Genomic DNA, 20492 nt, shown 5'->3' on the forward strand with positions numbered 1-20492 from the left:
CTCCGGTGGGGCCCCTTTCGGGGGGCGTCGACGTCAGAAACGCGCAGGCGCCGCAGGTTCAGTTCTCGGGGCGCAGGCGCCGCTTGATCGACGACGGACGACGCCGCCTTGAGGTCTTCATCCAGAGCAGGCGCGCCAGGAACCGCACCACGTCGAGCGTGTAGCGGCGTCCGAGGCGACGCGGCTCCTGCAGCAGGCGGAACATCCATTCGGCGCGCGCGGCCCGAACGAACCGCGGCGCGCGGATGACGCGGCCGGCGACGAAATCGAACAGCGCCCCGACCATCAGGATGACCGGCGCCTCGATGTCGCGCGCATGGGTCGCGACGAACTGCTCCTGGCGGGTTGCCAAGCGCGACGAGCACCAGATCGGCCTTCGAGGCGTTGATCCGCGCGATCACGTCCGGCGCGTCGGCGTCCTCGAAATAGCCGTTGTGGACGCCCACGACCTTGTGCCGCGGATGGGCCTCGGCGAATTTCGAGGCGGCGTCCTCGGCGACGCCGGGCTTGCCGCCGAGCAGAAAGATCCGGAAGTCGTGCCGGCTCTCGCGCAGCAGCGCCGGCGTGAAGTCGGTGCCGTTGAGGTTTTCATCGAACCGGCGGCCGTTGAAGAGCCGCGAGCAGATGTCGATCCCGACGCCGTCGTTGAGGACCAGGAACGAGTTGAACGCGCGGGCGTACTCGGTCGAGGTCATCGCCTGCAGCATGGTGTTGGCGTTCGCGAACGCCACGCGGATCTGGCCCGCTCCTTCGAGCGACCGGTCGATCGCCGCGACCGCCCGGGCTCGGGAGACGTAAGGTATCTCAAGGCCCCCGACGCACAGGAACTGCTGCGTCACGCGCCGTTCGGGTCCGTCATAGGGGGGAGTTTGCGAAGCCACGTTCCAGCACCGCCCGAATGAGCCGTCCGCGGAGCGAACCGCGGCCAAGCGTTTGTCGTTTCAGCCCAAAATTTCCTGTACTTGTCTCAATATCGCTTACATGACCCATCTAAAATAAACTCTGAAACATATCGAAGAATTCGATCTTCCACGACAATATTCGGTTAAGGTTAAACCTTACCCTCCGTTTATTGAAAATTAACCGTAACCAGAGACGTTGGCCCGGTCTCTCTGGCGCGTCCGGGCCTCGCGGGTGTTCGTCGACGGGAGCGTGACGGAGATCCGAGTGTCGCAGCCCCCGGCCAGCATGCGCGGCGTCGCGCCGCCGAGCGCGGAAGAAGCGATCGCAAGCGGCGTGGCCGATTTCGCGGGCCTTGCGCGCCGCGGCGTCGTGCTGATCGCCGCCTGCGCGATCGGCTGCGGCCTGCTCGCCGGCGCCTATCTCTCGATGCAGACGCCGCTTTTCCGCGCGACCGCCGAGATTCTCGTCGACCCGGCGGCCCTTCAGGTCGTCGGCAAGGACATCGTGCGCAGCGACACCGCGGCCTCGATCGACTTCGCCAACATCGACAGCCAGGCGCTGGTCATCGTGTCGAACTCGATCCTCGACCAGTTGGTCGACGAGCTGAAGCTCGACCAGGACCCGGTGTTTCCGCGGCGGTCCCGGCCTGCTCGCGCGCCTGACCGGCGCGGACACAGGCGGCGGGCCGGTTCGCGCCACGATCCTCGAGAATCTGAGGCGTTCGATCGTGGTGCGGCGCGTCGACGCCTCGCTGGTGTTCGACGTCACGGTGTCGCATCCCAACGCCGAGAAGGCCGCCCGCGATCGCGAACCGCCTCGTCTCGATCTATCTGCGGCAGGGCTCCGAAGGTCGCGGCTCGGCCGCGCGGCGGGCCAACGACACGCTGCTCGGGCAGCTCTCCAACCTCCGCCGGCAGCTCAGCGACGCCGAGACCGCGGTCGAAAAGTTCCGCAGCGACAACGGCTTGATCTCGACCGGCGAAGCCGGGCTGATCGTCAACCAGCAGCTCAAAGACCTCTACAGCGAGATCTCGACGGCCGAGACCGAGCTCGCCCGGGTCTCCGCCCGCAAGGACCAGCTCGCCAAGCTCGGCCCCGACGCGCTGCTGTCCGACCGCATCCCCGAGGCGATCAACTCCCCGTCGATCGTCGCGCTGCGGACGCAATACGCCGTCGCCGCCCGCGAGGCGGCGCGCATGGCCGAAACCCTGCTTCCGCGCCATCCGAGGCTGATGGAGGCGCGCGGCGAACTTTCGGCCGCCCGCAAGCTGCTCGCAGACGAACTCGACCGCGTCCGCGGCTCGGTGACACAGGAATTTGATCAGGCCAAAGCCAATCTCGGCAAGCTGCGGGAGCGCGCCGGCTCCCTCACCCGCTCGCAGGTCACGAGCAGCGAGGCCGAAATCCGGCTGCGCCAGCTCGAAAGCGAAGCCGCGGCGGTGCGCTCGGTCTATGAAGCCTCGCTCGGCCGCGCCAAGGAGCTCGAGCAGCAGGCCGCGATCGACACCAGCAATTCCCGGCTGATCTCGGCCGCGGCCGTCCCGGTGCGGCCGTCGCGCGCGCCGGCGCTCATCGTGCTGCCCGCGGCCCTCATCTTCGGCGCGTGTCTCGGGCTCGCGCTCGTCTTCCTCAAGGATCTCATCCGCGGCGCGGCTCCCAACGCCAAGGCGGTCGCCGACATGTTCGGCGTCGCGGGCTTCGCGGATCTGCGGCTCGGCCCGAACGGCCGCCTCGACGAGCGCGACCGCTCGCGGATGGCCGCGGTCGCGCGCCGCCTGCAGCGTCTGGCCGCTTCCAACGAGCCCGCCATCGTGATGGTGGCGGCGACGCCCGGCCTCGATCCGGTCGCCACGCGCGCCGTGACGACGGCGCTCGGCCGTGCGCTCGCCGATCTCGGCGACGGCGGCTGGATCTGCCGTCAGCAGGGGCCCGGCGCGCCGATGCATGTCGAGCGCATCGCCGCGCCGCTGGTCGAGCCGCAGCCGCGCCAGCAGGGCGCGGTGCTGGAGCGCGAGGCCGCGGGCGTTCTGCGCAGCCGCGAGGGCGGCGCGTCCGAGCGCTCGAACTACCTGATCTATTGCGACGACGACCCCGCCAACCTCGCGGTCTCGGCGCCTTCGGCAGACGCGATCCTGCTCGTCTTCGCCGCCGGCGCGACGCCCCGGCGGGCGCTGCGCGAGACCGTCGCGACGCTCGATCCGACGGCCGAGCGGATCATCGCCGCGCTCTCGATCCAGTCCCCCTCCGCCGCCTCCCGCTTCGCGCCGGGACGCGGACTTTTCGGGCGGAGCAAGGCTCGGACCGAGAAGGCCTGGGCGTGACCTTCGGGGCGGCCGGCTACGCGCCGCCGTCGCTGCGCGACCGCGCGCATCCGGCCGTCACGCTTTTCGTCCTGCTCGCGGCGCTGCTCTTCAACGCCGCGCTCTGCTTCGCCAACACCAACGTGTTCGCGGTCAACGAGACCCTGGTGATGGGCGCCGAGGGCGTGATCCTCGTCGTCGCGTTCTCGTTCGCGCTCGGCCGCTCGCTCGGCCTCTACGTGCTGCTCGCGGCATTCCTCTCCTACGCCGCGTTCCTGATGGCGCTGCGGCCGATGATCGACCCCAAGGCCGTGCGCGACATCATGATCCCGATCGCGTTCTACGCGCTTGGCCGGCGCATGCCCGATCCCCGCCTCGCCGACCGCGCGGCGTTGTGGTCGGGCGCGTTAGTGGTCGCCTTCGGGCTGTTCGAATTCCTCGCGCTCGACGCCTACACCTCGGTGTTCAACATCATCCGCTACTACGTCGCGCGCGGCACCGTCGCGCCGAGCGACGTGGGCGCCGACGCCGGCGCGCTGTTCCAGAGCGGCATGCGGCCGGACGCGCGCGCGCTGCTGCCGTTTCTCGGGCCGCACCGGGCCTCGTCGGTGTTTCTCGAGCCGGTCTCGACCGGCAATTTCGGCGCGATCCTGATCCTCTGGGCGCTCTACCGGAAGACCATGCGGTTCCGCCTGACGCTCGCGCTGATGGGCGCGACCGCGATCGTGCTCGCCGACGCCCGCTTCGGCGCCTCGGTGTCGGTCGCCGCGGCGATCGCCTTCCTGTTCTCGGGGCGGCTGCCCAAGGCCGTGTTCGTCGCGATGCCCCTGCTGATCCTGTCGGCGCTCGCGGTCTACGGGCTGACGACGGCGGAAAAGACGTGGTCAAACGATTTCGGCGGCCGCATCCTCTGGACCGCGATGCTGGTCACCTCGCTCAGCCCCGAGGCCGTGTTCGGCCTCTCGCCCGACAAGCCGTTCCTGTCGGATTCCGGCTACGCCTATTCGCTGAACCAGATCGGGCTCATCGGCTTCGCGGCGCTCTGGGCGCTGTTCGTGCTGCTGCCGGACGGATCCCGCCGCGCCTGGCGCTTCAAGGCGGCGGCGGCCACCTATGTGTGCCTGCTGCTGCTGATCTCGGACTCGGTCTACACCATCAAGACCGCGGCGCTGCTCTGGTTCATGCTGGGCGTGGCCGGCGGCGCGGCCGACCCCGAGCCGAGCGCGGCCGGCGCCCGCCCCTACCGGACCGCGACAGCCGCCGGCTGGGCCTGAAGCGCCCGCGCCTCGGCCGTCGGGGCCGTCTCCGGTCCCGCATGGATTTGCGCCGCCACCGACCAGCGCCGCCGCAGCCTCAGGATCGGCTTCTCGATCACGTTCCAGGAGAAGGCCGCCATCGCGAGGCTCGCCGCGACCGAGGCCGCGAAGAAGGTCGCCACGCTCCAGACGCCGGGGAACAGCTGGATCAGCGCCTGCTGCAGCGGGTAGCCGTAGAGATAGACCCCGTAGGAGTAGTCGCGGCCCTTAAGGATCCTGAACTCGAGCCGCCGCGACAGGCCGAGATAGACCACGACGTAGCCGAGCAGCGGCGCGGTCGCGGCGGAGAACAGCGGATTGGCGAGCCATTCGGGCGAGCCGAACTGCGACAGCGCCACATAGGCGAGCGCCGCAAGCGCCGCGATCTCGCCCTTGCACGGGATCTCGCGCGGAAGCGGTAGATCAGCAGCCCGACCAGGAAGAGCGGAACCAGCCGCGCCGCGCCGCGGGTGACGAAGAGATAGGTCAGCGCGTCCTGGCCCGGCAAGCGAAGGCCGAGATGCGGCGCGAGATAAACGGCGATCGAGACCGCGAACAGCGCCACGGTCGCGGCGAGCAGCAGCCAGCGCCGACGATAGACCCCGCACAGCACGAGCGCGGTCAGCAGCGCGTAGCAGGTGAGCTCGTGCGGCACCGTCCACAGCGCGCCGTTCACGATGCCTGCCTGCGGGTTCGACAGGAACACGCCCGGCAGCTGGTAGTGGATCAGCCCGAGGATGTTGAGGAAGTACTTCAGGAAAGCCGGGTCGGAGAAATAGGCCCCGAGCGCGAAGCTCGTCAGCAGCGGCCCGAGGATCAGCGCCGACAGCGCGATCTCGACGCCGAGCGCGGGAAAGATGCGCAGCGCGCGGTTCGTGAGGAACTGGTTGAGCGGCAACCGCTCGACGCTGCCTGCGACCAGAAACCCCGACAGCGCGAAGAACAGCGGCAGCACGGCGAAGTCCAACGCCCATCTGGCGATCGGGGCGTAGGGGAAGAGCGGCAGCGCCTCGCGGGCGGGGTCCGGATCAAGCAGCGCGCAGTGGATGTAGAGGATCAGGAACGCGAGGCCGATCCGCACCGCGTCGAAGCCTGGCCCGACGCCGCCATGTTCTTCAAGCCGCTCACCAATGCTGCGCAAGTTGGAGCTCCTGGTCGGCGGAGCGGACGCGAAGCCGCGCTCACGGACAGATTATCTCGCCTTTTACTTGAATTGAACGAGCCCGGCGCGCCTCTGATCAGGCGCTTTTGGCGTCAAGGTAAACGGCGCCTTGCGCAGCGCACGGAAAAGAACGCCTGCCTGCGCTTTCCTGAGATGCGATAAAATACTGATTTTGATACATAATTTTGAGATTCGAGGGCGCACGATCGAGTTTGACGCCCCGAAATTCGCGCATCGGCGTTCACTGAAATTATACTATAAAGACACCCGCAAATTCTAATTAAAACTCAGTTGGAGCAACTCGGCGTTAAGTCTCCCCGCCTATGGTCGCCTCTCAGACAAGCGAGGCCGCGCGCCGCTGGAGGCTCTAGCTCTCCAACGGCGTCGCTGTCCGACGACGGGAGACCGAACCGATGAAAGACGCCATCCGCGACATCCTCGCAAAGCACGGCCGCCTTCCGGTCGCCGCCGACACCCTCGCCGACGACGCCGACCTCCACGCCGCGGGCCTCACCTCCTTCGGCTCGGTCGAGGTCATGATGGCGCTCGAGGAAGAGTTCGGCATCGAGTTCCCGGACCGCATGCTGAACCGGCGCAACTTCGCCTCGATCTCGGCGATCGCCGCCGCGGTCCAGATGGTCCAGACCGAGGCCGCCGCGTGACAACCGCCGCCGCCCGACGCGACGACCTCGCCGACGCGCTCTCGCTCGTCATTCCCGGCGCGGCCGCCCGAGCGGCGGAGAGCGAGCGCGCGCTCGTCAAGAAGGCGCGCGAGATCGCCAAGATCGCGGCCGCCCACGCCGAAGAGGTGGACGCCGACGCCCGCTTCCCGCGCGAGGCTTTCGACGCGCTCAAGCGCGAGCGGCTGCTCGGGATCATGATCCCGCGCGAACTCGGCGGCGAAGGCGCGAGCGTCGCCTGCGTGTCGGAGATCTGTTCGGTGCTGGCGCAGGGCTGCGCCTCGACCGGCATGATCTACTCCATGCACCAGATCAAGACGTCGAGCCTCACCGAGCATTGCCTCGACGACGAGTGGATGCGCGGCTTCATGCGCGCCTGCGCCGACGAGCAGCTCTTGCTCGCCTCCACCACCGAGGGCGGCGGCGTCGGCGGCGACATGCGCCAGTCGATCTGCGGCGTCGAGCGCGACGGCGACGACTTCGCCCTCGTCAAGGAAGGCTGCCTGATCTCCTATGGCGCGCAGGCCGACGCGATCCTCATCACGTCCCGCCGCACGCCCGACGCCCCGGCTTCCGACCAGGTGATGGCCGTGATGCGCCGACCAGTACCGGCTCGAAAAGACCGGCGCCTGGAACACGATGGGCATGCGCGGCACCTGCTCGGACAACTTCACCTTCGAGGGCCGCGCGCCCGCCAGGCAGATCATCGCCACGCCCTTCGCCGAGATCTCGGCGCAGTCGATGTTGCCTTACGCGCATCTGCTCTGGGCTTCGGTCTGGCACGGCGTCGCCTCCGACGCGGTCGCGCGGTCGGAAGCCTTCGTGCGCGCCGAGGCCCGCAAGCGCCCGGGCGCCACGCCGCCGAGCGCGCTGCGCCTCGCCGAGCTTCTGACCAAGCAGCAGCAGATGAAGGCGCTCGTCGTCGCCGGCATCGACCGCTACGAGCGCGCCCGCTCGGACGCCGACGAGCTGACCTCGATCGGCTTCGGCGTCGCGATGAACGCGATCAAGCTGTCGGCCAGCCAAGGCGTCTGCGAGATCGTGCAGGCCGCCTTCCTGATCTGCGGCATCCTCGGATACCGCAACGACAGCCCCTACAGCCTCGCCCGCGCGATGCGCGACGCGCTGTCGTCGCCGATCATGATCAACAACGACCGCATCCTCGGAAACGTCTCCAACCTACTGGCCGTGTACAAGCACGACGCCAGCCTGCTGAGGTAACGCCCATGTGCGTCGTCTGCGCTGACGTCGAACCGACCACGCTGCTCGAGCAGCTCATCTCCCACGGCATCCTGATCGACACCGGGATCGACGGCATCTACGGCCGGTCGGGCGTCTTCGAGGACGTCATCGCCCGCTTCGAGGATCTGGTGACCCGCACCGGGGCCGAGGGCGCGAACCCGATGGCGCCGGAAGTCATGCGCTTCCCGCCGGCCATGAACCGCTTCCACTTCGAGCGGTCTGGCTACATGAAGTCGTTCCCGCAGCTCGCCGGCACGATCCACTCGTTCATGGGCGACGACCGCGGTCATTTCGACCTGCTGGAGAAGCTCCAGAACAACGAGGACTGGACCGGCCAGCAGAAGACCACCGGCGTCGTGCTGACGCCGGCCGCCTGCTACACGCTCTACCCGATCGTGGCCAAGCGCGGACCGCTGAAGTCCGACGGCGCGCTGTTCGACCTCCAGTCCTACTGCTTCCGCCACGAGCCCTCGAAGGATCCGGCGCGCATGCAGATGTTCCGGATGCGCGAGTTCGTGCGCTTCGGGAAGCCCAAGCAGGTGCAGACCTTCCGCGCCGCCTGGCTCGAGAAGGGCGAGGTCATGATGAAGAAGCTCGGCGTGCCGGTGCATGTCGACCTCGCCAACGACCCGTTCTTCGGGCGTTCGGGCCGCATGCTGAAGAACAACCAGCGCGACCAGGGCCTGAAGTTCGAGATGCTGATCCCGATCGAGAGCGAGGAGAAGCCGACCGCCTGCCTCTCGTTCAACTACCACCAGGATCATTTCGGCACGACCTGGGGCCTGATCGACGCCGACGGCGAGACCGCCCACACGGCCTGCGTCGGCTTCGGCCTCGAGCGCGTGGCGCTCGCGCTCTTCAAGCATCACGGCCTCGACGTCGACGCCTGGCCGAAGAGCGTGCGGAAGGCGCTCTGGGGATGATGGACTACGAAGGCATCGTGCGCTTCGCCGACCGGCGCGCGGCTCCGCGCGCCCACGGCGCCGGCGCGCTCAGCGTCGTCTCCGCGACGCCGTCGGCGGGCGGCGTCCAGCAGCAGCAACAACAGCAGCAGCAGGCCCAGCGGCCGGCGGCCCGCCCGCGCCCGCGCAGCAGTTCGGCGGCGGCGCCTCCTATCCCGTCTCGATGGGCATGCAATGAGCGCCCGCGCCCTCCTTCGCGAGACGCCCGGAGCGGCCGCGCCGCGCGTGCTGCCGATCGACCCGATCGTCTGGACGAGCCATGCGATGCATGCGCCCGAACGCAACTGGCCGCAGACCAACTGCTACGCCGATCTCTGGATCGAGGTTCTGGGCGCGCTCGGGCTGGAGCCCGCGGCGGCCTTCGGCTTCGCGATCTCCCAGGACTTCGAGGGCGACCAGTTCACCTTCTTCAAGCCGCCGCTCGAGGATCTCGAGGCGCTACGGCCTGCGCGCCACCGAGCTTGCGCTCTACGACGACCTCGTCGGACATCTCGAGCTGCAGGCCGCGCGCGGCCGCCTCGTGCTGATCGAGCTCGACAGCCACTACCTGCCCGACACCCGCGGCGTCACCTATCGCGAGGCCCACGGCAAGACGACGGTCGCGATCAACCGGATCGACGCCCAAGCGCGCGAGCTCGACTACTTCCACAACGAGGGCTTCTTCCGCGCGAGCGGAGAGGATTTCGACGGTCTGTTTCGGCTGCTTCCGGGCCTTGCGCGCGAGGACCGGCAGTATCCTTACGCCGAGATGGTCGGCTTCCCGAAGCGCCTGCCGACGCGCGAGGAGACGGCGGCCGCGGCGCTGCCGATCTTCATCCGCCATGTTCGCCGGCGCCCCGAGCAGAATCCGGTCGCGGCGTTCCGCAAGGTGGTCGCGGCCCAGGCCGGCGCGCTCGCGGCCCGCGAGATCGAGGCCTTTCACCACTACGCCTTCAACACGCTGCGCCAGCTCGGCGCCAATTTCGAGCTCTACGCCGACCATCTCGGCTGGCTGCCGCTCGACGGGCTGTGCGAGGCGAGAGCCGCGAGCCTCGAGATCGCGGAGGGCGCGAAGGTCGCGCAGCTCCATCTCGCGCGCTCGGTGCGCCAGATGTCCTTCGCGAGGCTCGACGCCTCGCTCGCGGGCGTCGAGGCCGCGCATGACCGGCTGATCGCGGCGCTCGTGGCCCGGTTTCCGGACTGAGACGAACTGCGTGCTTCGAGACGCCGGCTGCGCCGGCTCCTCAGCATGAGGAACGGTGGCGTGTTGAGTTCTGTGTTCCACCTCCTGAAGCTTCCTCATGCTGAGGAGCCTCGCGCCAGCGAGGCGTCTCGAAGCACGCACTCGCTTTCCGCCGCGGCCCATTGACCTATGGCCTCGTTCCGCACCTCGCACCGCGCGCCTATCGACGGATGGAGCGTTCTCGCGACGGCCGCGGACGCGCACGCCTCGCCCGCCGACCTGCCTGACGCGGGCTGGGCGCCGTTCGAGGTCCCCGGAACGATCGCCGGCGCGCTGCGGGCGCAGAAGGCGCTGACCGACGCCTCGGCGCACGCGATCGACGCGAAAGACCACTGGCTCCGCACGCGACTCTCCGAGCCGCTTTCCGGCTCGCTCGTCTTCGACGGGCTCGCGATCGTCTCCGAGATCTGGATTGACGGAGAGAAGCGCGCCGAGAGCCGCTCGATGTTCGAGCCGGTGACCCTCGACGTCGACCTCGCGGCCGGGGCCGAGGTCGCGATCTGCTTCCGGGCGCTCGGGCCCAGACTCGCCGCCGCGCCAAAACGCTCGCGCTGGCGGCCGCAGATGATCCAGCCGAACGGGCTGCGCTTCTTCCGCACCACCGCGCTCGGCTCGACGCCCGGCTGGAGTCCTGCGGGCCGGCCGACCGGCCCGTGGCGCCCGATCTGGCGCGTCGAGGGCGCGATGCCGAAGATCGACGTGCGGACGGCTTACGAGGACGGCGTCGGTCGTCTCAAGGTCACGCTAAAACCTCGACCGTCATGCCCGGCGGCGGCCGGGCATCCACGACTTTCTGGGAGCGTCGAGCGCGACGACCAAGTCGTGGATACCCGAGCAAAGCTCGGGCATGACGGTGTGGTTCGGTGCGCCGGCCTCACCGCCCCCCTCGTTCAAGAGGAAAACGGCCGCCTCGTCGCCGACCTCGCCCTCCCCGGCGTCGCGCCGTGGTTCCCGCACACCCATGGCGAACCGGCGCTGCATGATCTCTCCGTCACCCTCGACGGCGAGACCTTCGACCTCGGCCGCGTCGGCTTCCGCTCGATCGCGGTCGACCGCGACGCGGACGGCGACGGTTTTGGGCTCGTGATCAACGGCGTCCCCGTCTTCGCCCGCGGCGCCTGCTGGTCGAGCGCGGACGCGGTCTCGCTTGCGGGCTCCCGCGAGGCTTACAAGCCGTGGCTCCGCCTCGCGCGCGAGGCCGGCATGAACATGATCCGCGTCCCCGGCGTCATGGCCTACGAGACCGACGACTTCTTCGCGCTCTGCGACGAGCTCGGGATCATGGTCTGGCAGGAGGCGATGCTCGCGAATTTCGACTACCCGCAGGCCGACGAGGCGTTTCGGGAGTCGGTCCGGCGCGAGGCCGAAAGCTTCCTCGACCGCACGCAGACCAACGCCTGCCTCGCCGTGTTCTGCGGCGGCTCGGAGGTGTTCCAGCAGGCCGCCATGCTCGGCGCGCCCGCCGACGCCTGGGGCGGGCCGGTGTTCGACGAGGCGCTGCCCGAAGCGCTGAAGGAGCTGCGGCCGGATGTTCCCTATGTCCCGAACTCGCCGTCCGGCGGCCACCTGCCCTTCATCGCCGACCAGGGCGTAACGCATTACTACGGCGTCGGGGCCTATCGCCGCCCGCTGGAGGACGCCCGCCGCGCGCGGGTGCGCTTCGCCTCCGAGAGCCTCGCCTTCTCCAACGTGCCGGAAGACGTCTCGCTCGCCCGCGCGAAGATTTCGCCCGTCACCCACACGCCCGACTGGAAGCGCGGCGTGCCGCGCGACATGGGCGCGGCTTGGGACTTCGAGGACGTGCGCGACCACTATGTCGAGCGCCTCTACGGCGTCTCGACGCTGGAGCTGAAGCGCGAGGATCCGGAGCGCTATTTCGCGCTGTCGCGCGCGGTCGTTCCGGACGTTCTGGAGGAGGCCTACGCCGAGTTCCGCCGCCCCGGCTCAGCCACCCGCGGCGCGCTGGTCTGGCTGCTGCAGGATCTCATGCCCGGCGCCGGCTGGGGCGTGATCGCCTCCGACGGCGAGCCGAAATCGGCCTGGCACGGGCTCAAGCGCGCGTTCCGGCCCGTCCAGCTCTCGATCACCGACGAGGGCGTCAACGGGATCGCGCTCCACGTGATCAACGAGCGCCCCGAACCGCTGGAGGCCGAGCTCTCGCTCACCTGCTGGCGCGACGGCGCGGCCCCGGTAGTCGCCGCCTCTCGCGCCGTCGCAGTCGCGAGCCGCGAGGCCCAGACGCTGTCGGCCTTCGAGCTGATCGGCCGGTTCTTCGACATCTCCTATGCGTACAAGTTCGGGCCTCCGAGCCACGACGTCACGAGCGCGGCGCTGACCTGCGCCAGGACCGGGGCAGTGCTCGCCGAGGCGTTCCACTTCCCGCTCGGCCGCGCGCGGCCGCGCGCCGCGCTCGGGCTTTCCGCGCGCGTCGAGGGCGAGCCGGACGCGCCGGAGCTCGTGCTGAAGAGCGAGCGTTTCGCGCAGTCGGTCCACATCTCCGACGAGGCGTGGCGGCCGGCGGAGAACTGGCTGCACCTCGCCCCGGGCCGGGAGAAGCGCATCGCGCTCGTGGCGCGGAAAGAAGGCACCGGCGCGCCGGGCGGCGTGGTTCGCGCGCTCAACAGCCTCGACGAAGCGACGTACTGACTTTCTTGTCCCGGACTTGATCCGGGACCCAGAACCGAGACGCTTCTCGATCAATGCGCGGACGCCGATCGCCTCGCCTTGAATCCGCATCGGTTCTGGGTCCCGGATCAAGTCCGGGACAAGGGGGGCGCACTCGACATCTCCTCCCGCGACCCGCTAAGTCGGTCGGACCCTCCCGAACCGGATCGCCCCCATGACCGCCTATTCCGACCTCGCGGCCCATTACGGCAAGATCTCCGCGCTTTCGAACGCGATGGGGATCCTGCACTGGGACAACGCCGCCATGATGCCCAAGGGCGCGGCGGACACGCGCGCGGAGAGCATGGCGGTGCTCGCGGTGCTCCAGCACGAGATGGCGACCGACGCGCGCCTCGGCGAGATGCTGCTGGCGGGCTGAGGCCGAAGACGGGCTCGGCGACTGGGAGCGCGCCAACATCCGCGAGATCCGTCGGCTCTGGACGGTCGAGACCGCGCTGCCGCCGGAGCTCGTCGCGGCGTCGAGCAAGGCGGTCTCGGCCTGCGAGATGCGCTGGCGCACGGCGCGGCAGGAGTCGGACTTCGTCGGCCTGCTGCCGTTCCTCGCCGAAGTGCTGCGCCTCCAGCGCGAGGTCGGCGCGGCCAAGGGCCAGAAGCTCGGCCTCGGCGCCTACGACGCGCTGCTGAACGACTACGAGCCCGGCGGCCGCGCCGAAAAGATCGACGTGCTGTTCGACGATCTCGCGGGCTTCCTGCCGGGCTTCCTCGAGGAGGCGCTGGCCGCGCAAGGCAAGCGCCCCGCAGATCCCGCGCTCGAAGGACCGTTCGCCGTCGAGACGCAGCGCTCGCTCGGCCTGCGCTTCATGGCGGCGCTCGGCTACGATTTCGAGCGCGGCCGCCTCGACGTCTCCACCCATCCGTTCTGCGGCGGCGCCGACAACGACGTGCGCATCACCACGCGCTACGACGAGGCCGACTTCACCTCCTCGCTCATGGGCGTGCTGCACGAGACCGGCCATGCGCTCTACGAGCAGGGCCGCCCCGCCGGCTACATGAACCAGCCGGTCGGCCACGCCCGTGGCATGAGCGTGCATGAGAGCCAGTCGCTGCTGATCGAGATGCAGGCCTGCCGCTCCAAGGAGTTCATCGCCTTCGCCGGCCCGATCATGAAGGAGGCGTTCGGCGGAGAGGGGCCGGCGTGGACGAGCGACGCGCTGTGGCGGCGCTACACCCGGGTCGAGCGCGGCTTCATCCGGGTCGACGCCGACGAGGTCACCTATCCGGCCCACGTCATCCTGCGCTACCGGCTCGAACGCGCGATGATCGCCGGCGACCTCGCGCTCGCCGACCTTCCGGGGGCCTGGAACGACGGCATGAAGGAGCTCCTGGGCGTCACGCCGCCGAACGACCGCCTCGGCTGCCTGCAGGACATCCACTGGCCGAGCGGCGGCTGGGGCTATTTCCCGACCTATACGCTCGGCGCCATGACGGCCGCGCAGCTGTTCGACGCAGCCACGAAGGCCGATCCCGACATCCTGCCGGCGATCGGCCGCGGAGACTTCTCGCCGCTCGTCGCGTGGCTGCGCGCGAACGTCCACGGGCAGGGCTCGCTCTACGAGACCGACGAGCTGCTGACCCGCGCGACCGGAAGGCCGCTCGACGCCGGCGTGTTCAAGGCGCATCTGAAGCGCCGGTATCTCGGGGCGTGAGGGTTCGGCGCGTCTCGCGGCCGCCGCCCCTCTTGTCCCGGACTTGATCCGGGACCCAGAACCGATGTGGGTCCCCGACGAAGACGGCGCGGGATCGGCGTCATCCCGGGCCTGACCCGGGATCCAGAACCGACATGGGTTCCCGGAGAAGGCGGCGCGGTTCGGAGATCGCTTGAACAGCGGCGTCGGTTCTGGGTCCCGGATCAAGTCCGGGACAAGGACGGTCGCGTTTCCGCAGGACATGCTTCGGGCGCCGCGCTCGAGGTCGACGGCGGATGATGGTCCGGTCAAACTGGACCATGACGACGAGGCTGCTCGCAACGCCTCCATTGAGTGCGCTAGGCGTTCAGCGCGCCTTCTGAACGGGCGGCGTCTCGGGGCGTGAGGCGGCGCGTCTCGCGGCCGCCGCCCCCTCTTGTCCCGGGCCTGACCCGGGACCCAGAACCGATGCGGGTTCCCGACGAAGACGGCGCGGGATCGGCGTCATCCCGGGCCTGACCCGGGATCCAGAACCGACCTGGGTCCCGAGGAAGGCGGCTCGGTTCGGAGATCGCTTGAACAGCGGCGTCGGTTCTGGGTCCCGGATCAAGTCCGGGACAAGGACGGTCGCGGTTCCGCAGCACATGCTTCGGGCGCGGCGCTCGACGCCGACGGCGGATGATGGTCCGGTCAAGCCGGACCCATGACGACGAGGCTGCTCGCAACACCTCCACCGGCTGCGCCGGGCGTTCAGGGCGCCTTCTGGACGGGCGGCGTCTCGGGGCGTGAGGGTTCGGCGCGTCTTCCGGCCGCCGCCCCCTCTTGTCCCGGACTTGATCCGGGACCCAGAACCGATGCGGGCTCCGACGAAGGCGGCGCGGGATCGGCGTCATCCCGGGCCTGACCCGGGATCCAGAACCGACCTGGGTTCCCGAAGAAGGCGGCGCGGTTCGGAGATCGCTTGAACAGCGGCGTCGGTTCTGGGTCCCGGATCAAGTCCGGGACAAGGACGCAGCGCTCACCACACCTTCGTGACCGTGTAGCCCGCCCCGCGGAACAGCTCGACGAGCCCGTTCTTGCCCGGCAGGTGCAGCGCGCCGACGGCGATCAGCGTCGGGCCGGCGTCGACCAGCGGACGGCTCCGCTCCAGCATCAGCCGGTTGCGGCGGTCGACGATGTCCTCGAGGAAATCGGCGTGCGCCGAGACGTCAAACGCCACCCCGAAGGTGTCGCGCTTCATCTCGAAATACCAGCCGACATGGCGGGCGCGGTAGAGCGCGAGCGTCGTGGTCTGGAGGTCGTCGCCCGCCGAAACGTTGGCGACGGCGTCGCGGATCATGCGCTTGGCGCTCTCCTCCGACACGGCCGAAACGGCCTCGAGCTGCTCCGACACGGTCTCCAGCCCGACGACCTTCAGCCCCGCCGCCTTGGCCTCCTTCTCGACCACGGCGTCGATCGTCGGCTTGCCGTCGTTCATCTTCTTGAGCTCGCAGGACGAGACCTGCAGCGTCATGGCCAGGAACCAGGGTTTCAGCATCGGCGCGATCGAGGACGGCATGCCGGCCTGCTCGAGCCGTCGCTTGATCTCGGCGACCTGGGCGTCGTCGAGCCCCTCGAGGCCCTTGCCGGAAAAGTCGACGCCCTTCTTGGTGACGAAGGCGATCATCGCGGCCTGCGCGGCCGAGCCTTGCGCGTCGGCGAGCTCCACCGCGACCGAGCCGACCTCCTTCATCGCGGCGCGCAGCGGATCACTCAGCGCCACGAGATCGTCCTCGGTCGTGTGCATGGTGCCGAAGAGGAAGGAGGGCTTCGCCCCGTCCTTGCCCTCGATCCGCCAGAGCAGCCCCTCGGCGTTCGGGATCTTCTTCGCCGCCTCCTCGAAGGCGGCGTAGGCCTCCGGGCGCTCGGCCTTCGCCTTGGCGACGAGATCCTGCCCCTGGCATGTCGGCGAAGGCGACTGCGCGAAGGCGGGCGTCGCCAGCAGCGCGAAGGCCAAAGTCGCAAGGCGCACAGCGGGGCGTATCATGGGAGGCCGCTCCTGATGAGATCCGTCCCGATGATGGCCCCCGCGCCCAGACCAAACCGTTAAGCCGAAGCTCAACACGCGATCGTCGCGAGATGTCCTAATTCGCCGTAGGAGAGCAGCAGCCTGTCGCGAGTCATCAGCCGCGCGCCGAGATCGCGGGCGGTCGCCGCGATGATGCGATCGGCGGGATCGGACGGAGGATCGCCGGGGAGGTAGGACGACGCGATCAGCACGTTGGCGGACAGCGGCGCCAACTCGACCCCCGGCGAGGAAACAAATCTGGAAAACCAACGCTCGGGCGTAAGAGACAGGATCAGCCGGCCACGAGCGGCCAGCAGTCCGATCTCCCACGCCGTCATCGCCGACACCATGACGGGAACGCCGTCGTCAAGCGCCGCATCGAGCTCAGCGCGCGCTGTCTTGGCGATGGCGGCGTCCTCCGCGATCCAGATGACCGCGCAGGTGTCGAGCAGGATGGGCTGGCTCACTGCGCGGCTTGGCCCCAGTCGGCGTCAGCGGGCGTGGCGACGTCGACGCCGGCGGCGACCGTCGTTGTTCCCTTCAGGCAGCCGAAAAGCGGATGCGGCCGACCGGCCGCCGGAGAGGGCGGGGTGGGCGCATCGCTGATCTGCCGCCGGAAAACGAGCTTTTCGCCCGCCATGTCCACCTGCTCGGAGCGAAACCCCGCGGCGGTCCAAACCTTCGTCATGACATTGTTCGACGGATTGTTGCTCCACCAAGCGCGGGCGCTTTTGGCCACCGCCGGCAGAGAAAAGCCGATGATCTGCTCGATGTCCGAGAATGTCATCGGCACATGGGACGCCGGCTGCATCCGGAGAAACGAGCCAAGGGGATCATACTTCGACATCGCGCCCTCCACCAAAGAACACACGATATAAACACTGTGTAAGTTCAGTGTCAAACACAAGGCTTTGCCAGCGCCGCATGGGCGTCGTATGGCTGCGGCCATGGCGCTCTCATCCGAAGAAGTCGAACGCTACGCCCGGCACATCGTCCTGCGGGAGATCGGGGGGCCGGGCCAGCAGCGGCTTGCGAAGGCCCGCGTGCTCGTCGTCGGGGCCGGAGGGCTCGGCTCGCCGCTCGCGCTCTACCTCGCGGCCGCGGGCGTCGGGACGATCGGCATCGTGGACGACGACGTCGTCTCGCTCTCCAACCTGCAGCGCCAGGTGCTGCACGCGACGGACGACGTCGGCGTCAAGAAGACCGCCTCGGCGGTCTCGGCGCTCGCGAGGGTCAACCCGCATGTGGCGGTGGAGGCCCACGACACGCGGCTCGACGCCTCGAACGCCATGGACCTGATCTCGTCCTACGACATCGTGGCCGACGGCTCGGATTCCTTCGCGACCCGCTATCTCGTCGCCGACGCCTGCGTGCTGGCCAGGCGCCCGCTCGTCACCGCCTCGCTCGGAACCTTCGACGCGACGCTGACCACCATCCGCGCGCACGAAGCCCGCCCCGACGGGACGCCCAACCCGACCTGGCGCTGCCTCTTCCCGGAGCCGCCGCCGCCCGGGACCGTGCCGTCCTGCGCTGAGGCAGGCGTCCTCGGCGCGCTCGCCGGCATGATGGGTTCGATGATGGCGATCGAGGTCGTGCGCGAGATCGTCGGCTTCGGGCAGGGTCTGGTCGGCCGCCTGCTCGTGGTCGACGCGCTCGACATGCGCTTCGAGACGCTGACCTATGAGTGGGACCCGGAGAACCCGGTCACGGGAGCCGCGCCGACCATCACCGACCTATCGGCGCACGCGAAGTCCTAAGCGGCCAGCCGTCGCAGTCAGCGCGACACGGTCTCGGGGGTCGGAGAAGCGGCCGGCTCCTCGAACTGCGCGGACGCCGTCTTGGGAAGCTTCTGCGCGATGCCGTAGAGCCGCTCGCGCCTGTCCATCTCGGCGTAGACGTCCTCCGGCCTCACGTCGGAGGCCGACCACAGAACGACGAGATTGTAGATCAGGTCGGCGCTTTCGCGGATCAGCGCCTCGCGCGCGCCGGTCACCGCCTCGATCGCGACCTCGGCGGCCTCTTCGGCCACCTTCTTCGCCATCTTGTTGACGCCCTCGCGCCTCAACCGGGCCGTCCGCGACAGAGCGGGCCGCTCCTCGGCGGCCTCGCACACGGCGCGATAAAGACGATCGATCGAATCAACCATCGGGTGAGACTAGCCCTGCGATCTGTCCGGTTCATGACAGTCGGATTTACGAATCAACAACATAAGCGGACGGCGGCGTCCGCGGCATACGCAGTCCACCGTATACCAACAGAATTTAAAGGTATTTCGTTCCCTTGTCCGCAATTCGCCCGCGCGCCAACGCCGCGGACGCGGCGATGACGCTGCGCGATCAAGGCGCTATAGTGATCGCTTCCCGCGGGCCCCAGCCCCCGACCCCTTCGCGGACCATTCATGCCGATCGTCGACATCGCCGTTCTCCTGGGCCTCGTGGTCCTGAACGGTTTCTTCGCGCTGTCGGAGCTCGCGATCGTCTCGGCCCGCAGACCCCGCCTCAAGATGATGGCGGACGCGGGCGACCCTGGCGCGGCCCGCGCCATCAAGCTCGCCGACGATCCGTCGAGCTTCCTGTCCTCGGTCCAGATCGGCATCACGCTCATCGCGATCCTGACCGGCGTCGTCGGCGAATCCTCGCTCGCCGATCCCTTCGCCGAATTCCTGCGCGAGACCACGAGCCTCGGCGGCTACGCCGGCCCGGTGGCGAGCGCGGTCGTGGTGTTCGGCATCGGCTACATGTCGCTGATCCTCGGCGAGCTCGTGCCCAAGCGCGTGGCGCTCTCGAACCCCGAGCCGATCGCCGCATTCGTGTCCGGCCCCTTGCGCATCGTGGCGCTGATCGGCACCCCGATGGTGATCGTGCTGAACGCCTCGACCGCCGTGATGCTCCGGCTCCTCGGCGTGAAGGAGCAGGACGGCTCCAACGTCACGGAAGAAGAGGTGCGCTCGGTCATCGCCGAGGGCGTCGCCGCCGGATCGATCGAGCCGGTGGAGAAGCGCATGATCGAGGGCGTGCTGGGCCTCGCGGACCGGCCGGTGCGCTCCATCATGACGCCGCGCCGCGAGGTGTTCTGGATCGACACCTCCGACGATCTCGAAACGATCAAGACGGAGCTCGCCGAAAGCCCGTTCTCGCGCATCGTCGTCGGCAAGAACGGCTCGGTCGACGATCCGGTCGGCATCCTGCACAAGAAGGACGTGCTGGCGAAGCTGCTCGCGGGCCAGGACTTCGAGCTCGCCAGCCAGGTCAAGGACCCGCTCTACGTGCCCGAAGGCGCCTCGGCGCTGTCGCTGCTCGAGCTGTTCAAGTCGCAGCCGTCATCGACCGCCTTCGTGGTCGACGAGTTCGGCGGGTTCGAGGGCATCGTCACCTCGCACGACGTGCTGGGCGCGATCGCCGGCGTCCTTCCCGAGGAGCACGAGACCGCCGAGGACCAGGACATCCGCCGCCGCGAGGACGGCTCCTACATGGTGGACGGCCGCGCCGCGCTCGACACCGTCACCGAGGCCTTCGCGTTCAACATCCCGCAGTCCGCGCAGGGCGAATTCCACACCGCAGCCGGCCTCGTGATCGCCTCGCTCGGCCGCATCCCGAACGAGGGCGACACGCTCGACGTCGGCGGCTGGATCGTCGAGGTGATCGACATGGACGGCCCGCGCGTCGACAAGCTGATGTTCCGCCAGCGCGGAACCGAGGCGACCGCGCCGAAGGCCGACGCGGACGCCTGATCAGGGCGATGGGCGACGGTTCGGGGACGCCGTTCGAGAAAGGCTCGGCCTCGCCGCCCCCTGCCCCTCCCCGCACGGGAGAGGGGGTCGGATCGGCGGCTCCCACCGACGATGGCGATCTCGCCGCGGCCTTGGCGCGCCTGACCTCCCACGCGCTCGGCCATGCGGCGCGCGGCCCCGACGCCCCCGCCTTCTCGCGCGCCGAAACGCTCGACCTCGGCCCCGCCCTTCCCGACCGAGGCCGCCCGCTCGGCGAAGCGCTCGACGCGCTGCTCGCAGGCGCCCTGCCCTATGGCATGGACACCGGCCACCGGCGCTTCTTCGCCTTCATCCCGGCGCCGGCCTCGCCGGTCTCCTGGCTCGGCGAGCTTGCGGCGCAGATCCACAATCCGCATCTCGGCTCGGCGCTGCAGAGCGAGGGCGCGACCGCGATCGAGCGCGGACTGATCCGGCTGCTCTGCGACGCGGCGGGCTTTCCGGACGCCTCCGGCGGCCTGTTCGTCTCGGGCGGCTCCATGGCGAACCTCACCGCGCTCGTCGCCGCGCGCGACAGCCGGCTCACGGACGAAGAGCGCGGCCGCGCCGTGGCCTACGTCACCTCCGAACCCATTCGTCGGTCGCGAAGTCGCTTCGGATAGC

At 69.3% G+C, this 20492-nt stretch carries 15 protein-coding genes and 4 pseudogenes; 12 read left to right on the forward strand and 7 right to left on the reverse strand.

The genetic code is table 11. The features are described from left to right. Nucleotides 1–58: 58 nt before the first annotated feature. Nucleotides 59–881: pseudogene (locus K6K41_RS30325) on the reverse strand (WecB/TagA/CpsF family glycosyltransferase). Between the two features lie 286 nt (nt 882–1167). On the opposite strand from K6K41_RS30325, the gene K6K41_RS09200 reads away from it, so the two are divergent. From K6K41_RS09200 to K6K41_RS09210, 3 genes are read left to right on the forward strand one after another with little or no spacing between them, the layout of a single operon-like run. After that, entirely contained in the window at nt 1168–1872 is a 705-nt protein-coding gene (locus K6K41_RS09200; protein ID WP_261404783.1) for a Wzz/FepE/Etk N-terminal domain-containing protein, read from the forward strand. Further along, entirely contained in the window at nt 1869–3224 is a 1356-nt protein-coding gene (locus tag K6K41_RS09205; RefSeq protein WP_261404784.1) for a GumC family protein, read from the forward strand. Before K6K41_RS09200 ends, K6K41_RS09205 begins: the two co-directional genes overlap by 4 nt. Beyond that, a complete protein-coding gene (locus K6K41_RS09210; RefSeq protein ID WP_261404785.1) occupies nt 3221–4477 on the forward strand; it encodes a hypothetical protein in 1257 nt (418 codons plus the stop codon). Before K6K41_RS09205 ends, K6K41_RS09210 begins: the two co-directional genes overlap by 4 nt. Here K6K41_RS09210 and K6K41_RS09215 read toward each other — a convergent pair. Continuing rightward, nucleotides 4444–4773 carry an acyltransferase family protein gene (locus K6K41_RS09215; RefSeq protein WP_261404786.1) on the reverse strand — a complete coding sequence of 110 codons (330 nt, stop codon included), beginning with the start codon at nt 4771–4773 and terminating at the stop codon, nt 4444–4446. The genes K6K41_RS09210 and K6K41_RS09215 overlap by 34 nt on opposite strands. After that, complete coding sequence (locus K6K41_RS09220; RefSeq protein ID WP_261404787.1) at nt 4668–5639, reverse strand: acyltransferase family protein; 972 nt, start codon at nt 5637–5639, stop codon at nt 4668–4670. Before K6K41_RS09220 ends, K6K41_RS09215 begins: the two co-directional genes overlap by 106 nt. Before the next feature lie 434 nt (nt 5640–6073). Here K6K41_RS09220 and K6K41_RS09225 point away from each other — a divergent pair, with 434 nt between their 5' ends. From K6K41_RS09225 to K6K41_RS09250, 6 genes and pseudogenes are all read left to right on the forward strand, one after another. After that, a complete protein-coding gene (locus K6K41_RS09225) occupies nt 6074–6322 on the forward strand; it encodes an acyl carrier protein (RefSeq protein WP_261404788.1) in 249 nt (82 codons plus the stop codon). Nucleotides 6323–6372: 50 nt separating this feature from the next. Continuing rightward, nucleotides 6373–7561 (forward strand): annotated as a pseudogene (locus tag K6K41_RS09230) (acyl-CoA dehydrogenase family protein). A 5-nt stretch (nt 7562–7566) separates the two neighbouring features. Continuing rightward, a complete protein-coding gene (locus tag K6K41_RS09235; protein ID WP_261404789.1) occupies nt 7567–8505 on the forward strand; it encodes an amino acid--[acyl-carrier-protein] ligase in 939 nt (312 codons plus the stop codon). A 213-nt stretch (nt 8506–8718) separates the two neighbouring features. Then, nucleotides 8719–9727, forward strand: a pseudogene (locus K6K41_RS09240) (DUF1839 family protein). Between the two features lie 168 nt (nt 9728–9895). After that, the gene (locus K6K41_RS09245; RefSeq protein WP_261404790.1) at nt 9896–12412 is read left to right on the forward strand and encodes a glycoside hydrolase family 2 protein; all 2517 of its coding nucleotides are present in this window, start codon (nt 9896–9898) and stop codon (nt 12410–12412) included. Between the two features lie 193 nt (nt 12413–12605). Further along, nucleotides 12606–14097 (forward strand): annotated as a pseudogene (locus tag K6K41_RS09250) (carboxypeptidase M32). A 997-nt stretch (nt 14098–15094) separates the two neighbouring features. Here K6K41_RS09250 and K6K41_RS09255 read toward each other — a convergent pair. The 3 genes from K6K41_RS09255 to K6K41_RS09265 form a co-directional block, all read right to left on the reverse strand. Further along, nucleotides 15095–16102 carry a TraB/GumN family protein gene (locus K6K41_RS09255; protein ID WP_261404791.1) on the reverse strand — a complete coding sequence of 336 codons (1008 nt, stop codon included), beginning with the start codon at nt 16100–16102 and terminating at the stop codon, nt 15095–15097. A gap of 71 nt (nt 16103–16173) precedes the next feature. Next, nucleotides 16174–16590, reverse strand: coding sequence for a type II toxin-antitoxin system VapC family toxin (locus K6K41_RS09260; RefSeq protein ID WP_261404792.1), 417 nt, complete (start codon nt 16588–16590; stop codon nt 16174–16176). After that, nucleotides 16587–17072, reverse strand: coding sequence for a DUF7662 domain-containing protein (locus tag K6K41_RS09265; RefSeq protein ID WP_261404793.1), 486 nt, complete (start codon nt 17070–17072; stop codon nt 16587–16589). The genes K6K41_RS09260 and K6K41_RS09265 overlap by 4 nt, the downstream gene beginning before the upstream one ends. On the opposite strand from K6K41_RS09265, the gene K6K41_RS09270 reads away from it, so the two are divergent. Further along, the gene (locus K6K41_RS09270) at nt 17071–17880 is read left to right on the forward strand and encodes a HesA/MoeB/ThiF family protein (RefSeq protein ID WP_261404794.1); all 810 of its coding nucleotides are present in this window, start codon (nt 17071–17073) and stop codon (nt 17878–17880) included. The two genes, K6K41_RS09265 and K6K41_RS09270, sit on opposite strands and share 2 nt — an antisense overlap. 17 nt (nt 17881–17897) lie before the next feature. Here K6K41_RS09270 and hisE read toward each other — a convergent pair whose 3' ends face one another. Further along, complete coding sequence (gene hisE / locus K6K41_RS09275) at nt 17898–18269, reverse strand: phosphoribosyl-ATP diphosphatase (protein WP_261404795.1); 372 nt, start codon at nt 18267–18269, stop codon at nt 17898–17900. A 252-nt stretch (nt 18270–18521) separates the two neighbouring features. Here hisE and K6K41_RS09280 point away from each other — a divergent pair, with 252 nt between their 5' ends. Together K6K41_RS09280 and K6K41_RS09285 are read left to right on the forward strand one after the other, a co-directional pair. Next, nucleotides 18522–19853, forward strand: a complete 1332-nt coding sequence (locus K6K41_RS09280; protein WP_261404796.1) for a hemolysin family protein — start codon at nt 18522–18524, stop codon at nt 19851–19853. Nucleotides 19854–19861: 8 nt separating this feature from the next. Beyond that, nucleotides 19862–20491, forward strand: a complete 630-nt coding sequence (locus K6K41_RS09285) for a hypothetical protein (RefSeq protein WP_261404797.1) — start codon at nt 19862–19864, stop codon at nt 20489–20491. Nucleotide 20492: the final 1 nt, after the last annotated feature.

It is taken from the genome of Chenggangzhangella methanolivorans, from assembly GCF_019797865.1.
GTDB classification, from domain to species: domain Bacteria; phylum Pseudomonadota; class Alphaproteobacteria; order Rhizobiales; family Methylopilaceae; genus Methylopila; species Methylopila methanolivorans.

What these genes read in the sequence shown, in the direction of transcription:
- hisE (WP_261404795.1), bottom strand. Translation starts at nt 18,269, where the DNA reads ATGGTTGATTCGATCGATCGTCTTTATCGCGCCGTGTGCGAGGCCGCC.
- K6K41_RS09235 (WP_261404789.1), top strand. Translation starts at nt 7,567, where the DNA reads ATGTGCGTCGTCTGCGCTGACGTCGAACCGACCACGCTGCTCGAGCAG.
- K6K41_RS09225 (WP_261404788.1), top strand. Translation starts at nt 6,074, where the DNA reads ATGAAAGACGCCATCCGCGACATCCTCGCAAAGCACGGCCGCCTTCCG.
- K6K41_RS09270 (WP_261404794.1), top strand. Translation starts at nt 17,071, where the DNA reads ATGGCGCTCTCATCCGAAGAAGTCGAACGCTACGCCCGGCACATCGTC.
- K6K41_RS09285 (WP_261404797.1), top strand. Translation starts at nt 19,862, where the DNA reads ATGGGCGACGGTTCGGGGACGCCGTTCGAGAAAGGCTCGGCCTCGCCG.
- K6K41_RS09255 (WP_261404791.1), bottom strand. Translation starts at nt 16,102, where the DNA reads ATGATACGCCCCGCTGTGCGCCTTGCGACTTTGGCCTTCGCGCTGCTG.
- K6K41_RS09265 (WP_261404793.1), bottom strand. Translation starts at nt 17,072, where the DNA reads ATGGCCGCAGCCATACGACGCCCATGCGGCGCTGGCAAAGCCTTGTGT.
- K6K41_RS09280 (WP_261404796.1), top strand. Translation starts at nt 18,522, where the DNA reads ATGCCGATCGTCGACATCGCCGTTCTCCTGGGCCTCGTGGTCCTGAAC.
- K6K41_RS09245 (WP_261404790.1), top strand. Translation starts at nt 9,896, where the DNA reads ATGGCCTCGTTCCGCACCTCGCACCGCGCGCCTATCGACGGATGGAGC.